Raw genomic sequence first — 13,273 nt, forward strand, 5'->3', positions numbered from 1 at the left:
TCGCCGACCGCCTCCTATGGTGGCTCCTATGACGCCCTCCGACACCTCCGGCAACCGCTGGTCCGACCTGGACCGCCCGCCCCTCAACACCCCCGCGCTCCGGCGCGGACTGCTGCGGCCCGACGGGCTGTGGACCTCCCTGGACGTGGTCGCCCGGACCGGGTCGACCAACTCGGACCTGGTCGCCGCCGCCGCGTCCGGCGCGGCGAAGGAAGGCGCGGTGCTGGTCGCCGAGGAACAGTCCGCCGGGCGCGGGCGGCTGGACCGTACCTGGTCGGCGCCGCCGCGCTCCGGGCTGTTCTTCTCCGTCCTCCTCACCCCGGGCCCCGGCGTGCCCGCCGGGCTCTGGGGCTGGCTGCCGCTGCTCGCCGGTGTGGCGACGGCGACCGCGCTCTCCCGGGCCGCGGGCGTCGACACCGCCCTGAAGTGGCCCAACGACCTGCTGGTCACCGTCGACGGCGCCGAGCGCAAGGCCGGCGGCATCCTCGCCGAGCGCGCCGGTGACAGCGTTGTCGTGGGCATCGGGCTCAACGTCTCCCTGCGCGCCGACGAACTGCCCGTGCCGACGGCCGGTTCGCTGGCCCTGGCCGGAGCGCACTCCGTGGACCGCGACCCACTGCTGCGGGCCGTGCTCCGCTCCCTGGAGGAGTGGTACGGCGAGTGGCGGCGCGCCGGGGGCGACCCCGGCGCGTGCCGTCTCCAGGAGGCGTACGCGGCGGGCTGCGCCACGCTCGGCCGCACCGTACGGGCCGAACTGCCCGGCGGGCGCGAGCTCGTCGGGGAGGCTGTGGCCGTGGACGGGGACGGCCGGCTGGTGCTGGCGACGGGCGGCGGGGTGCGGCAGCCGGTGGGCGCGGGCGACATCGTTCACCTACGGCCCGCGCTGTCGGAAGAGTGAGCTACGGCACACCTGTCGTATCGTTGTGCCCGGAACCTAAGCGAGCAGTGATCGGCAGGGCAGTGCGCACGGAACTGACAGGGGGCGGGCGGTGACCGCCGACGGTGGGGGAACCTCCCGTGCCGTTGAGGCCACGGGTGACGACGGTGCCGCGCACGGGAACGCCGGGGGAGCCGAGGGCGACACCGGCCGGTCCGGCGCGGGCGGCGGCGCGGAGAACACCGGCCGCGCGGCCGCCAAGGGTGTCGAGGAGTACGGCGACGAGGGCGGCGACCCCATCGCCCTGCGGCTGGAAGCGCTGATCCTCGGCGCCGAGCGCCGCTACACCCCCTTCCAGGCCGCGCGCGCGGCCGGCGTCTCCATGGACCTGGCCTCCCGCTTCTGGCGCGCCATGGGCTTCGCCGACATCGGCCAGGCCCGCGCGCTGACCGAGGCGGACGTCCTCGCCCTGCGGCGCCTCGCCGGCCTGGTCGAGGCCGGGCTGCTCAGCGAGCCGATGGCCGTGCAGGTCGCCCGCTCCACCGGGCAGACCACGGCCCGGCTCGCCGACTGGCAGATCGACTCCTTCCTGGAGGGCCTGACCGAGCCTCAGGAACCGGGCATGACCCGGACGGAGATCACCTATCCGCTGGTCGAGCTGCTGCTGCCGGAGCTGGAGGAGTTCCTCATCTACGTCTGGCGGCGCCAGCTCGCCGCCGCCACCGGCCGCGTCGTCCAGGCCCAGGACGACGCGGAGATGGTCGACCGGCGCCTCGCCGTGGGCTTCGCCGACCTCGTGGGCTTCACCCGCCTGACGCGCCGTCTGGAGGAGGAGGAGCTGGGCGAGCTGGTCGAGGCGTTCGAGACCACCGCCGCCGACCTCGTGGCCGCGCACGGCGGCCGGCTGATCAAGACCCTCGGCGACGAGGTGCTCTACGCGGCCGACGACGCGGGCACCGCCGCCGAGATCGGTCTGCGGCTGATCGAGACCATGACCCACGACGAGACGATGCCCGAACTCCGCGTCGGCATCGCCTTCGGCACCGTCACGACCCGCATGGGCGACGTCTTCGGCACGACCGTGAACCTGGCCTCCCGGCTGACGTCGATAGCGCCGAAGGACGCCGTCCTCGTCGACAGCGCCTTCGCCGAGGAACTGGCCCGCAGCGGCGACGCCCCGAAGTCGGAGGCGGAGGTGGGGCCGGAGGCGGACGACCAGTACCGGTTCGCGCTCCAGCCGATGTGGCAGCGGCCGGTGCGAGGCCTGGGCGTGGTGGAACCCTGGCTGCTCACCCGCAGGGGCGGCTGACGGCTCGCCCCCGCTCTGGACATCTCCTCGGCGGGCGAAGATCCTTGCGAAAGGTTCACGGTCGTTAACAGGAGGTCGCATGAGTGAGCAGCGCTTCGGCGAATGGATCCGGATCCAGCGGCACGGCCACGTCGCCGAGCTCGTACTCGACCGCCCCAAGGCCATGAACGCCGTCTCCACCGAGATGGGCCGCCGCATCGCGGAGGCCACCGCGGCCCTCGCCGCCGACCCCTCGGTGCGGGTCGTCGTGCTCACGTCCACGCACGAGCGCGCGTTCTGCGTCGGGGCCGACCTCAAGGAGCGCAACTCCTTCACCGACGCCGACCTCGCGCGGCAGCGCCCGCACGCCCGCGCCGCGTACACCGGCGTGCTGGAGCTGCCGATGCCGACCGTCGCGGCGGTGCACGGGTTCGCTCTGGGCGGCGGGTTCGAACTGGCCCTGTCCTGCGATGTGATCGTGGCCGACAGCACGGCCGTGGTGGGCCTGCCCGAGGTGTCGGTCGGGGTGATCCCGGGCGGCGGCGGCACACAGCTGCTGCCCCGCCGCGTCGGCGCCGCGCGGGCGGCCGAACTGATCTTCACGGCGCGGCGGGTACCGGCCGCGGAGGCCCATGACCTGGGCCTGGTGGACCAGCTCGTACCGGAGGGCGAGGACCGTGCGTCGGCGCTGGCGCTGGCCGCGAGCATGGCGGCGAACTCCCCTGTGGGCCTGCGCGCGGCGAAGCGGGCGCTGCGGCTGGGCCATGGCCTGGACCTCCGCACGGGGCTGGAGGTCGAGGACGCGGCTTGGCGCACGGTGGCCTTCTCGGGCGACCGGGTGGAGGGAGTAGCGGCATTCAACGAGCGACGCCCGCCGGAGTGGCCGGGGGAGTAGCGCGCCTGCGGCGGGCTTGTTCCCCACCCCGCCCCTTCCCGAACTGGGGCTCCGCCCCAGACCCCGAAGCACGCTCCGCGCGCTGTCCTCAAACGCCGGACGGGCTGAATTTGCTGGCTACGGTCCGCGGAATCAGCCCGTCCGGCGTTTGAGGACGCTCCCGAAGGGAGCTCCCGCCGCAGGCGGCAACGGACCCGCAGTGGAACGAGCCCGCCGCAGGCGGCAGCGGCACTGCCCGGAACCTGCGACCGGAGTCCAAGAATCCGGTCGCGGCGCGGAACGCCGACAACATTCATACGCTGGGTGCATAATCCGCGCGCGGCGAAAGAATGTGAGGCACTCGGGTGGCAGAACGCGGGGAGTGCGACATCCGGCTGCGCGCCGTGGTGGAGCTCGCGCAGGCGATGGCGGCGGCCCAGTCCCCCCTGGACTCCGTCGGTGCCGCCGCGGAGCGGGCCCGGGCGGCGCTGGGCGGCACCTTCGCGGCCATCTCGGCGTGGGAGCGCGGGCATGGCCGGCTGCGCGTGCTGGTGAACGCCGGTGAGCTCGCCGAGGGCGAGGAGCGCTATCCGGAGGACGAGTCCTATCCGGTGCACGATTTCCCCGAGATCGCGGAGTTCCTGCACGAGGAGTGGGCCGGAGGCGGCCACGGGCCGCGCGCGTGGGTGGAGTGCGCGGAGGGCGGGGCGGAGTCCGGCGCGTACGGCCTGGAGGGCACGTACCGCCACCTCGGCGCGGCCACCGGAGGCGGCTGGGAGCGGGTGGCCGCGCTGCGGCGGCGCGGGCGGGGCTGCTGCGTGGTCGCCCCGATCGTGCTGCACGGCCGGGCCTGGGGCGAGCTGTACGTGGCCCGCCCGCCCGGTGCGCCCGCCTTCGACCGTACGGACGCGGACTTCGCGACCGTGCTCGCGGCCGTGGCGGCGGCCGGGATCGCCCAGACCGAGCGGCTGGAGGAGGTCCGCCGCCTCGCCTTCACCGACCCCCTCACCGGCCTCGGCAACCGCCGCGCGGTCGACGCCCGCCTCGACGAGGCCGTGGAGCGGCACCTCGCGGAAGGCGTGGTCGTCAGCCTCGTGGTGTGCGACCTCAACGGCCTCAAGCGGGTCAACGACACCCTGGGGCACGCGGTCGGGGACCGGCTGCTGGAACGGTTCGGCTCGGTGCTGTCCCTGTGCGGGGCGATGCTGCCGGGGACGCTCGCGGCGCGGCTGGGCGGTGACGAGTTCTGCCTGCTGACGGTCGGGCCGACGGCCGACGAAGTGGTGCGCGTCGCCGATGAACTGTGCCGCCGGGCGGGCGGCCTCGAGCTCGGCGAGGGCGTCGCGTGCGGGGTCGCCTCCACGGGGGACCCGATCGGGCCGGTGCGCACGGCCCGGCGGCTCTTCCGGCTCGCGGACGCGGCGCAGTACCGCGCGAAGGCGGCGCTCGCCGAGAAACCGGTTGTCGCCGGCCGCGACGGGCCGGGGGAGACGGTGATCGAGCTCGCGGACCACCCGCCGGCCCCGCAGCCCGCCGAACGGCGCCGCTTCCGCGGTCGCCGTGAGTAGCCGAGGCCGGGCCCGGAGTACGCCTGGTCGAAACGACTAGTGACAGGTGGCGATTCAGTCTCTAGGGTGCCTGAATATGGATATGCACACTGTGGTGGTGGGGACGGCCGGGACGACCGCGGAAGATGTGATCGCCGTGGCGCGTAACGGCGCGCGCGTCGTCGTGTCCGAAGAGGCGCTGGCCGCCGTCGCCGCCTCCCGGCAGGTCATCGACGACCTCGCCGCCAAGCCCGACCCCGTCTACGGCGTCTCCACCGGCTTCGGTGCCCTCGCCGTCCGCCACATCAGCCCCGACCTGCGCGCCCAGCTCCAGCGCAACATCGTGCGCTCGCACGCCGCCGGGATGGGCCCGCGCGTGGAGCGCGAGGTCGTCCGCGCGCTGATGTTCCTGCGGCTGAAGACGCTCGCCTCGGGGCGTACGGGCGTACGGCCCCTCGTCGTCGAGACGATGGCCGCGATCCTCAACGCGGGCATCACCCCGGTCGTGCACGAGTACGGCTCCCTCGGCTGCTCCGGCGACCTCGCGCCGCTCTCCCACTGCGCGCTCACCCTCATGGGAGAGGGTCAGGCGGAGGGCCCGGACGGCGTGCTGCGCCCGGCCGGCGAGCTGCTCGCCGTGCATGGCATCGAGCCCGTCGAGCTGCGCGAGAAGGAGGGGCTCGCGCTCCTCAACGGCACCGACGGCATGCTGGGCATGCTGGTCATGGCCTGCGCGGACCTCGCCCGGCTGATCACCTCGGCCGACGTCACCGCCGCGCTGTCCCTGGAGGCGCTGCTCGGCTCCGAGAAGGTCCTCGCGCCCGAGCTGCACACCATCCGCCCGCACCCGGGCCAGGGCGCGAGCGCGGACAACATGCTGCGCGTGCTGGCCGGTTCGGGGCTGACCGGGCATCACCAGGACGACGCGCCGCGGGTCCAGGACGCCTACTCCATCCGCTGCGCCCCGCAGGTCGCCGGCGCGGGCCGGGACACCCTCGCCCACGCCCGGCTGGTCGCCGACCGCGAGCTGGCCGCCGCCGTCGACAACCCCGTCGTGCTGCCCGACGGCCGGGTCGAGTCCAACGGCAACTTCCACGGCGCCCCCGTCGCGTACGTCCTGGACTTCCTCGCCATCGCCGCCGCCGACCTCGCCTCGATCGCCGAGCGCCGTACGGACCGGCTGCTGGACAAGAACCGCTCGCACGGCCTGCCGCCGTTCCTGGCCGGGGACCCGGGCGTCGACTCCGGTCTGATGATCGCGCAGTACACCCAGGCCGCCCTGGTCAGCGAGATGAAGCGGCTGGCCGTGCCGGCGTCCGTGGACTCCATCCCGTCCTCCGCGATGCAGGAGGACCATGTATCGATGGGGTGGTCCGCGGCGCGCAAGCTGCGTACGGCTGTTGACGCCCTCACCCGCGTCATCGCGGTCGAGCTGGTCGCCGCGACCCGCGCGATAGAGCTGCGTACGGGCCTTGTGGCCGCACCGGCGAGCCAGGCGGTGGTGAAGGCCGTCCGCGAGGCCGGTGTCGAGGGCCCCGGCGGGGACCGCTTCCTGGCCCCGGACCTGGCGGCGGCGGAGGAGTTCGTCCGTGCCGGGAAGCTGGTGGAGACCGTCGAGCCGGTGACCGGGCGACTGGCCTGAACGACCGGGGTCAGCGAGCCGTCGTGCGCGATCTGCGCACGGCGGCCGTGACCAGCGCACCGCCCGCCGCGACGAAGGCCACGCCCCCGAAGACGTACGGCGTGGTGTCCACGCTGCCGGTGTCGGCCAGGGAGAGCTGCTGGTCAGCGGCCGGATCGGCGGTCTGCTCCAGGCTGTGCCCGCGAGGGGCGGGCGCGGTCCGCTCGGGCGTCGCGTGCGCGCTCGGCATGAACCAGACCGCGCACAGGAGCGAGCCGGCGGCGACGGCGGTCAGCAGCGGGCGGCGTGCGGTCACGGAACGAATCCCCCTCGATGTGCCGGAGGTTGAGGGAGCGGCAGCGGCGCGCCGTCTCAACTGACCCGATGTTAGTGATACGAACGGGCCCGGGGGAAGCCGGAGAGTGGCCCGGAACCGCGTGAGCCGCGCCGGGACGCCCCGAAGGAATGTCAAGGGGCCCTCGACCCTGGTCCGGGTCCTCGCCCCGCCTGCATCATGGACAACACGGTCATACCAAGACCCCGGCTATCATGTCGGCCCTCTGAGGGGCTTTACTGGCGTGGTCTTCCCCACACTTCCCCGAGGGGTGGAACGGGCGAATCGGTCCAGGCGTTCCTCAAGCAGTAGCCGGTATACGTGTTGCCCCACGATTCGGCTCGGGGATTCGGGGTCCAGGAGCAATGGAGAAGCGTGTGATGACGGACGGCAAGCGCCGCAAGGCCCTGGTGGCCGCGGCCGCTGTGCTCGGTGGTGTGCTGACCCTCGCCGCCTGTGGCGGTGGCGACGACGACGGCAAGAACGGCTCCGGCGGCAACAACGGCAAGGCGCAGAACAAGGTCGACGCCGCGGCCGCCAAGGAAGCCTCCAAGGCGCAGATCAAGATCGCGCAGAAGGACGGCTCGACCAACGCCGGGATCACCACCGACGCCGCCAAGGTCACCGTCAGTGACGGCGAGCTGACCAGCGTCAAGATGACCGACGACAAGGGCACTCCGGTCGAGGGCACGATATCGCCCGACAAGAAGTCGTGGCAGCCCGCGAAGCAGCTCGAGCGGTCGACCAAGTACAAGGTGGTCGTCGAGGCCAAGGACTCCGAGGGCCGCAAGGCCACGGAGAACTCCTCCTTCGCCACCGTCTCGCCCACCAACAGCTTCATCGGCTCCTTCACGCCGGAGGACGGCTCCACCGTCGGTGTCGGCATGCCGGTGTCGATCAACTTCGACAAGCCGATCAAGGACCGCAAGGCCGTCCAGTCGGGCATCACCGTCAACTCCAGCAGCGGCCAGAAGGTCGTCGGCCACTGGTTCGGTGACCAGCGCCTCGACTTCCGCCCGCAGGACTACTGGAAGGCCAACTCCGACGTCACCCTGAAGCTCGACCTCGACGGTGTCGAGGGTGCCCCGGGCATCAAGGGCGTGCAGAAGAAGACGGTCTCCTTCAAGATCGGTCACTCCCAGGTCTCCACGGTCGACGCGAAGACCCACCAGATGACGGTCGTCCGGGACGGCAAGACCCTCAAGACCATCCCGATCTCGGCCGGCAGCCCCGAGAACCCCACGTACAACGGCAAGATGGTGATCTCCGAGAAGTTCAAGGAGACCCGGATGGACGGCTCCACCGTCGGCTTCAGCAAGGCCGACGGCAAGGGCGAGTACGACATCAAGGACGTGCCGCACGCGATGCGCCTGTCCACGTCGGGCACGTTCATCCACGGCAACTACTGGGGCAGCGGCATCTTCGGCGTGGCCAACACCAGCCACGGCTGCGTCGGCCTGGAGGACAAGCAGGGCGCGGACGACCCGTCCACGTCGGGTGCCTGGTTCTTCAACAACTCGCAGATCGGCGACGTCGTCGAGATCAAGAACTCGAACGACAAGACCATCGCTCCGGACAACGGCCTCAACGGCTGGAACATGGACTGGAACGCGTGGGTGGCGGGCAGCGCGACCGGCGCGTAGCGCCTGACCCGACGACGGGCGGGATGTGGCCGAGCTTGGCCACATCCCGCCCGTCCGGCGTTTGAGGCGTCCGGGGGAAAAATCCCGGCGACAGCCCGCACCGCACGACGTACCGTCCCCCGGATGAGCGATGAACTGACCGTGGTGCGACTGGATCCGTGCCCCACCGCCGCCGAGACGGACGCCTGGTACGACGTCGTCAGAACCGCGCACCTCCACGACATGCCCCCCACCGTGCCCCCGCCCGGCCGCGCCGAGACCGCGGGTCACCTCCAGGTGCCGGCCATGCTGAGCCACTACGTCAAGGTGGCCGTGCCGCTCCCCGGTTCCCACGGCCGGCCCGCGTACGCGGGCGTCGGCTGGGTGCGGTTGTTCGACGACGAGGAGAACCTTTCGACCGCCTACATAGGCGACTTCGCCGTCCGCCCCGACCGGCGGCGCCGCGGCATCGGCACCCGGTTGTGGCAGGAACTGCGGAAGGCGGTCACCGACGAGGGCCGGACATCGGCGACCGTGTCGGTCGAAATCGGCGGTCCGGGCGAACAGTTCGCCAAGGCGCGCGGCTTCGACAGCGCGCTGCCGATGGTCTGGTACGTCCAGCGGGTGGCCGACGAGACCACCGAGCCGAGCCTCCCCGACGGCTACCGCTTCGCCGAGTGGACCGGCGTCGTCCCCGCCGAGCACGCCGAGCGGCTCGCCGTCGTCCACGAGGCCATGCGGGACGCCCCGCACGGCGACCTGGAGCTCGGCCCGCCCCGGGCGACCGCGGAGCGCGTCACCCACGCGCAGCGGGCCGTCGTCGAGCGCGGCGGGCGGATGCTCACCGTCGTCGTGGTCGCCCCGGACGGCTCTCACGCCGCCTACACGGAGGTCGTCCAGCGCTCCCCGGGCGACGTACGGGCCATCCAGTTCGCGACCGGCGTCGCCCCCGCCCACCGCGGCCGCGGGCTCGGCCTCGCCGTCAAACGGCGGCTGCTGGGCCTGCTGCGCGAGCAGGGGCTGCCCGTACGGGAGATCGCCACGACCGTCGCCGACGACAACGGCCCGATGCGCGCCGTCAACAAGCTGCTCGGCTACCGGCCCGAGCGGTCGGTCGGGCTGTTCCAGGCGCGGCTCCCGTCCGGGTGACGTCCGGCCGTGGGTCCCCCTTCCGGGAGAATGGGGCGTACGGACGTTGACGTACCCCTTCCCGGAAGTGAGACCCGTGGCCAAGCGAAGCGACCGGCAGCAGGAGCGGCCCGGAGGCCGGCCCGAGCAGCCGCCCGGTGACGACGAGCTGCTCGCGGGCGTCGAGACCACGCTGGCCGGGCTGCGCGGGCTGCGCGCGGACGCCCTCGACGACGCCGTCTACGCCGCCGCGTCGGCCCTGGCCGCCTCCCCGGCCGGTCCCGCCGCCGTCGGACGCGTCCTGCTGCGCGCGGCCACCACGGCGCTGCGCCGGGCCTGGGAAGGCGGTTGGCAGCCCGCCGACGTGGTCCGGCTCGCGCGGCGGGAGCTGACCGCCGCGGAGGTCCGCTTCACCGTCGACGCCGTCGCGGCGGAGGCACGGCGCTATGCCCCGGACACGCTCGGCGCGCGCTGGGCGGCACAGCTGCGGGACCTCGACGCCCGCGTGTGGTGGGCGGCGGACGACGCCTTCCTGGACGGCTTCGCGGGGCGCGAGCGGCTGAGCCGCTTCGAGACGGTGGCCTGCGCGCTCGGCGCGCTGCGGCTGGCCGGCGGACTGCCCCGGATCGGCGCGGCCGGCCCGCTGCCGGGCGCCGGGCACCGGCTGGCGGACGCCCCCGCGGCCCCGCCGAAGATGCTCGCCAGGATCCGCGCGCTGCTGGCGAAGGCGGAGTCGACGCAGTTCGCGGAGGAGGCCGAGGCCCTGTCGGCCAAGGCACAGCAGCTCATGGCGCGGCACTCCATGGACGAGGCGCTGCTCGCCGCCCACGCCACCGGGCCCGTGGACGGCCCGAGCACCTGCAGGATCGGCGTCGAGGGCCCGTACGAATCCGCGAAGGCGCTGCTCCTCGACGCGGTGGCCGCCGCCAACCACTGCCGGTCGGTGTGGTCGAGCGACTACGACTTCTCGACGGTCGTCGGCTTCGAGGCGGACCTGGAGCTGGTGGAGCTGATGTACACCTCGCTGCTGGTGCAGGCCACCACGGCGATGGGGCGCGCGGGCGACGACCACCACGCCCGCGGCCGCTCCCGCCGCACCCGTGACTTCCGGCAGTCCTTCCTCATCGCCTACGCGGCCCGCATCCGCGACCGCCTGACGGTGGCCGCCCGGGCGGAGGAGGCGACCGAGACCGAGGTCCTGCCCGTGCTGGCGGCGCGGGAGGTGGCGGTCGGCGAGACGGCGGAACGCCTGTTCCCGACGACGACGGCGCACCGCCTGAAGGGCCGCGACGCGGACGGCTGGGCCCGGGGCGAGGAAGCGGCGGACGCGGCGAAGCTGCGCTAGCGGTGCGCCGGGTGCCCGGCCGCGGCTGTGCGACCACTTCGCTCACGGCGCGAAGTACGTCCCCGGCGGCACCCCCACCCCCCTGCGGAACGCCGCCACGAACGCGCTCGGCGACCCGTACCCCACCCGCCGCGCCACCGCGGAAACCGTCGCGCCCCCGGCCAGCAGGGGCATCGCCGCCTGCAACCGCAGCTGCGTGCGCCACTGCCCGAACGTCATGCCCGTCCCCGACACGAACGCCCGGGCCAGCGTCCGGCCCGCCGCCCCCACGACCGTCCCCCACTCGGCCAGCGTGCGGTTGTCGGCCGGGTCCGCGAGCAGTGCCCGCGCGACGCGGCGCGCACGGGGGTCCGCCGGCATGGGAGCGCGCACGGTCGTCACCGACACGGGGCGCAGCAGGTCGAGGACGACGCTCTCCGCGCGCCGCCGGGCCTCCTCGGTGAGCGCGTCCGCGCCCTGCGCGAGATGGCCGATCAGCTCCCGCAACAGCCCTGGCATGGGCACGACTTGAGGTTCTCGCCACGCGATCGGACAGCGGTCCGGCCAGAAGTACAGGCTGCGCAGCAGGGCCGTGCTCGTCGCGCCGGTGGAGTGCTCGGTGCCCGCGGGGATCCACAGGGCGACGGTCGACGGCAGCACCCACGTACGGCCGCGGGCCCGTACGGCCAGGACGCCGTGCGGCGCCCAGGCGAGCTGATGCGCCCCGTGCGCATGGCTGTCGAACCACTCGCCGCCGTCGAGCGCGAAGCTGCCCACGGCGACGGCGCCGCCGGGCGGGGCGACGAGGTGGCCGGTGCCCGCCTTGCCCGCGGCGGGGTGCGGGGCACTGTGCCGGTCGTCCGCGCTCAACCGGCCGTCCCAGGGCTGTCGCTCGCCCGGGGACGGCCGTTGTCCTTTTGGCGACATGAGTTGACCTCCTGGCCCGTATCCGACACACCTGCCCTCTTCCTAGCCTCGGAGCATGCCGATGAACCTCATCCACCGCCGTCTCTGCTCCTCCGACAAGTGGGCCCGCGCCGTCGAGGACGAGCTGTTGCCCTGGGCCCTGGAGGGCGTGCCGCTGGGGCCCGACACGCTGGAGATCGGCCCGGGTTACGGCGCCACCACGCGCGTACTGCTCCGCCAGGTCGCCAACCTCAGCGCGGTGGAGGCCGACGCGGGCTACGCGGCGCGCCTGCGGCGCGAGTTCGGCGGCCGTGTCGAGGTCATCCACGGCGACGGCGCGGACCTCCCGCTGCCCGACGCCCGCTTCGACTCCGTCGCCTGCTTCACGATGCTCCACCATGTGCCGTCGCCCGCCGCGCAGGACCGCCTCTTCGCCGAGGCCCACCGCGTGCTGCGTCCCGGCGGTCTCTTCACCGGCTGCGACGCCCTCGGCAGTTGGGGCTTCCGGCTGGTCCACCTGGGCGACACCTGTGTGCCCGTACCCCCGCGGACCCTGCCCGCGCGCCTGCGCGCGGCGGGCTTCGCCGACTGCGAAGTCGCTCTGGGAAAGGGCAGCTTCCGCTTCCTGGCGTACCGGCGGTGAGCGTTCGCCCCGGGCGGAACCCGGTTGGTTCTTCCTCGGGCATCGCGCTTCTACTCTGAAGAGGTGACCAGCCACGCGTCGAACCGAGCCCGTGTCGTTCCGCTGCGCCCGGCCCAGGAGGCTCCGGCGGCAGGGGTCAAGGAGCCGCTGTGGCGGCACGTCGTCGGTGACGTCCTGCGCCGTGAACGCCTCGCGCAGGAACGCACGCTCAAGGACGTGGCCGACGCCGCGCGGATCTCGATGCCGTATCTCTCCGAGCTCGAACGCGGCCGCAAGGAGGCGTCGTCCGAGGTGCTCGCCGCCGCCGCGCACGCGCTCGGTCTCACCCTGGCCGACCTCCTCGCCCTGGCCCAGGGCGAGCTCGTCCGCCTCGCGTCCGCCGGACGCGGCTCCACGGTGACCTCCCTCGGCGCGCCGGTGGCCCGCCGGCAGGGCGAGGTGCGCCTCGCGGCCTGACCGGCGGCCGTACCCCCGCTGAACGACGGCCGCCGGAGCCCGCGGGCGTATCAGGCGGCCGGCCGCCGTCGGGCGAGCACCTGGTCGGCCAGTCCGTACGCCACCGCCTCGTGCGCCGTGAAGACCTTGTCGCGGTCCATGTCCGCGCGCAGCGTCGCCACGTCGTGGTGCGTGTGCCGGGAGAGGACCTCCTCGACCTGGGAGCGGACCCGCAGCATCTCCTTGGCCTGGAGGGCCAGGTCCGAGACCGTGCCCTGGTGGCCGCCGGTCGCGGGCTGCCCCAGCAGGACCCGGGAGTGCTCGAGGATGAACCGCCGCCCCGGGTCCCCTCCGGCCAGCAGCACCGCCGCGGTCGAGACCGCCTGTCCGACGCAGAACGTCGAGATCGGCGAGCCGATGAACGTCATCGTGTCGTAGATCGCCATGAGGGAAGTGAACGAGCCGCCGGGGGAGTTGAGGTAGATCGCGATCTCGGCTTCCGGGCTCGACGATTCGAGGTGGAGCAGCTGGGCGATGACGACGTTCGCGACGCCGTCGTCGATCTCCGTCCCGAGGAAGATGATCCGCTCGGACAGCAGCCGGCTGTAGATGTCGTACGCCCGCTCGCCGTTGGAGGTGCGCTCGACGACGGTCGGGATCGTGTACTGGCTCAT

13 protein-coding genes are annotated in these 13,273 nt (G+C 73.5%); 10 read left to right on the forward strand and 3 right to left on the reverse strand.

The window, feature by feature from the left end; all coding sequences use genetic code 11:
* Nucleotides 1-28: 28 nt before the first annotated feature.
* The 5 genes from DXZ73_RS26735 (at nucleotide 29) to hutH (ending at nucleotide 6,228) form a co-directional block, all read left to right on the forward strand.
* On the forward strand, nucleotides 29-898 hold the full coding sequence (locus tag DXZ73_RS26735; RefSeq protein ID WP_205519232.1) for a biotin--[acetyl-CoA-carboxylase] ligase: 870 nt from the start codon (nucleotides 29-31) through the stop codon (nucleotides 896-898).
* Nucleotides 899-989: 91 nt separating this feature from the next.
* A complete protein-coding gene (locus DXZ73_RS26740) occupies nucleotides 990-2,186 on the forward strand; it encodes an adenylate/guanylate cyclase domain-containing protein (protein WP_116213596.1) in 1,197 nt (398 codons plus the stop codon).
* A gap of 79 nt (nucleotides 2,187-2,265) precedes the next feature.
* Nucleotides 2,266-3,060 (forward strand): enoyl-CoA hydratase/isomerase family protein, encoded by a 795-nt coding sequence (locus DXZ73_RS26745; protein WP_116213597.1) that lies wholly within the window; start codon nucleotides 2,266-2,268, stop codon nucleotides 3,058-3,060.
* A gap of 404 nt (nucleotides 3,061-3,464) precedes the next feature.
* A complete protein-coding gene (locus tag DXZ73_RS26750) occupies nucleotides 3,465-4,607 on the forward strand; it encodes a GGDEF domain-containing protein (protein ID WP_116215872.1) in 1,143 nt (380 codons plus the stop codon).
* Nucleotides 4,608-4,683: 76 nt separating this feature from the next.
* Nucleotides 4,684-6,228 (forward strand): histidine ammonia-lyase, encoded by a 1,545-nt coding sequence (gene hutH / locus DXZ73_RS26755; RefSeq protein WP_116213598.1) that lies wholly within the window; start codon nucleotides 4,684-4,686, stop codon nucleotides 6,226-6,228.
* Between the two features lie 10 nt (nucleotides 6,229-6,238).
* Here the strand turns inward: hutH and DXZ73_RS26760 are convergent, their stop codons facing one another.
* Nucleotides 6,239-6,523 (reverse strand): hypothetical protein, encoded by a 285-nt coding sequence (locus DXZ73_RS26760; RefSeq protein ID WP_116213599.1) that lies wholly within the window; start codon nucleotides 6,521-6,523, stop codon nucleotides 6,239-6,241.
* Between the two features lie 383 nt (nucleotides 6,524-6,906).
* On the opposite strand from DXZ73_RS26760, the gene DXZ73_RS26765 reads away from it, so the two are divergent.
* The 3 genes from DXZ73_RS26765 to DXZ73_RS26775 all read left to right on the forward strand — a co-directional run bounded on the left by DXZ73_RS26765 (nucleotide 6,907) and on the right by DXZ73_RS26775 (nucleotide 10,636).
* Nucleotides 6,907-8,184, forward strand: coding sequence for a L,D-transpeptidase (locus DXZ73_RS26765; protein WP_116213600.1), 1,278 nt, complete (start codon nucleotides 6,907-6,909; stop codon nucleotides 8,182-8,184).
* A 123-nt stretch (nucleotides 8,185-8,307) separates the two neighbouring features.
* The gene (locus tag DXZ73_RS26770) at nucleotides 8,308-9,312 is read left to right on the forward strand and encodes a GNAT family N-acetyltransferase (RefSeq protein WP_116213601.1); all 1,005 of its coding nucleotides are present in this window, start codon (nucleotides 8,308-8,310) and stop codon (nucleotides 9,310-9,312) included.
* 148 nt (nucleotides 9,313-9,460) lie between these two features.
* Complete coding sequence (locus DXZ73_RS26775; protein WP_116215873.1) at nucleotides 9,461-10,636, forward strand: DUF2786 domain-containing protein; 1,176 nt, start codon at nucleotides 9,461-9,463, stop codon at nucleotides 10,634-10,636.
* 42 nt (nucleotides 10,637-10,678) lie between these two features.
* Here DXZ73_RS26775 and DXZ73_RS26780 read toward each other — a convergent pair whose 3' ends face one another.
* Nucleotides 10,679-11,542 carry a helix-turn-helix domain-containing protein gene (locus DXZ73_RS26780; protein WP_116213602.1) on the reverse strand — a complete coding sequence of 288 codons (864 nt, stop codon included), beginning with the start codon at nucleotides 11,540-11,542 and terminating at the stop codon, nucleotides 10,679-10,681.
* 55 nt (nucleotides 11,543-11,597) lie between these two features.
* Between DXZ73_RS26780 and DXZ73_RS26785 the strand changes: the two genes are divergently transcribed.
* On the forward strand, nucleotides 11,598-12,164 hold the full coding sequence (locus tag DXZ73_RS26785) for a class I SAM-dependent methyltransferase (protein ID WP_116213603.1): 567 nt from the start codon (nucleotides 11,598-11,600) through the stop codon (nucleotides 12,162-12,164).
* 63 nt (nucleotides 12,165-12,227) lie between these two features.
* Nucleotides 12,228-12,620 (forward strand): helix-turn-helix domain-containing protein, encoded by a 393-nt coding sequence (locus DXZ73_RS26790; RefSeq protein ID WP_116213604.1) that lies wholly within the window; start codon nucleotides 12,228-12,230, stop codon nucleotides 12,618-12,620.
* A gap of 50 nt (nucleotides 12,621-12,670) precedes the next feature.
* Here DXZ73_RS26790 and DXZ73_RS26795 read toward each other — a convergent pair whose 3' ends face one another.
* The gene (locus DXZ73_RS26795; protein ID WP_116213605.1) at nucleotides 12,671-13,273 is read right to left on the reverse strand and encodes a ClpP family protease; all 603 of its coding nucleotides are present in this window, start codon (nucleotides 13,271-13,273) and stop codon (nucleotides 12,671-12,673) included.

Origin of the sequence: Streptoverticillium olivoreticuli subsp. olivoreticuli, from assembly GCF_003391135.1 — a bacterium.
Taxonomy (GTDB): Bacteria; Actinomycetota; Actinomycetes; order Streptomycetales; family Streptomycetaceae; genus Streptomyces; species Streptomyces blastmyceticus.

Coding starts and splice junctions, on each gene's coding strand:
- DXZ73_RS26735 (WP_205519232.1), top strand. CDS start 29: ATGACGCCCTCCGACACCTCCGGCAACCGCTGGTCCGACCTGGACCGC.
- DXZ73_RS26745 (WP_116213597.1), top strand. CDS start 2,266: ATGAGTGAGCAGCGCTTCGGCGAATGGATCCGGATCCAGCGGCACGGC.
- DXZ73_RS26750 (WP_116215872.1), top strand. CDS start 3,465: ATGGCGGCGGCCCAGTCCCCCCTGGACTCCGTCGGTGCCGCCGCGGAG.
- hutH (WP_116213598.1), top strand. CDS start 4,684: ATGGATATGCACACTGTGGTGGTGGGGACGGCCGGGACGACCGCGGAA.
- DXZ73_RS26765 (WP_116213600.1), top strand. CDS start 6,907: ATGGAGAAGCGTGTGATGACGGACGGCAAGCGCCGCAAGGCCCTGGTG.
- DXZ73_RS26770 (WP_116213601.1), top strand. CDS start 8,308: ATGAGCGATGAACTGACCGTGGTGCGACTGGATCCGTGCCCCACCGCC.
- DXZ73_RS26780 (WP_116213602.1), bottom strand. CDS start 11,542: ATGTCGCCAAAAGGACAACGGCCGTCCCCGGGCGAGCGACAGCCCTGG.
- DXZ73_RS26785 (WP_116213603.1), top strand. CDS start 11,598: ATGCCGATGAACCTCATCCACCGCCGTCTCTGCTCCTCCGACAAGTGG.
- DXZ73_RS26795 (WP_116213605.1), bottom strand. CDS start 13,273: ATGAGCCAGTACACGATCCCGACCGTCGTCGAGCGCACCTCCAACGGC.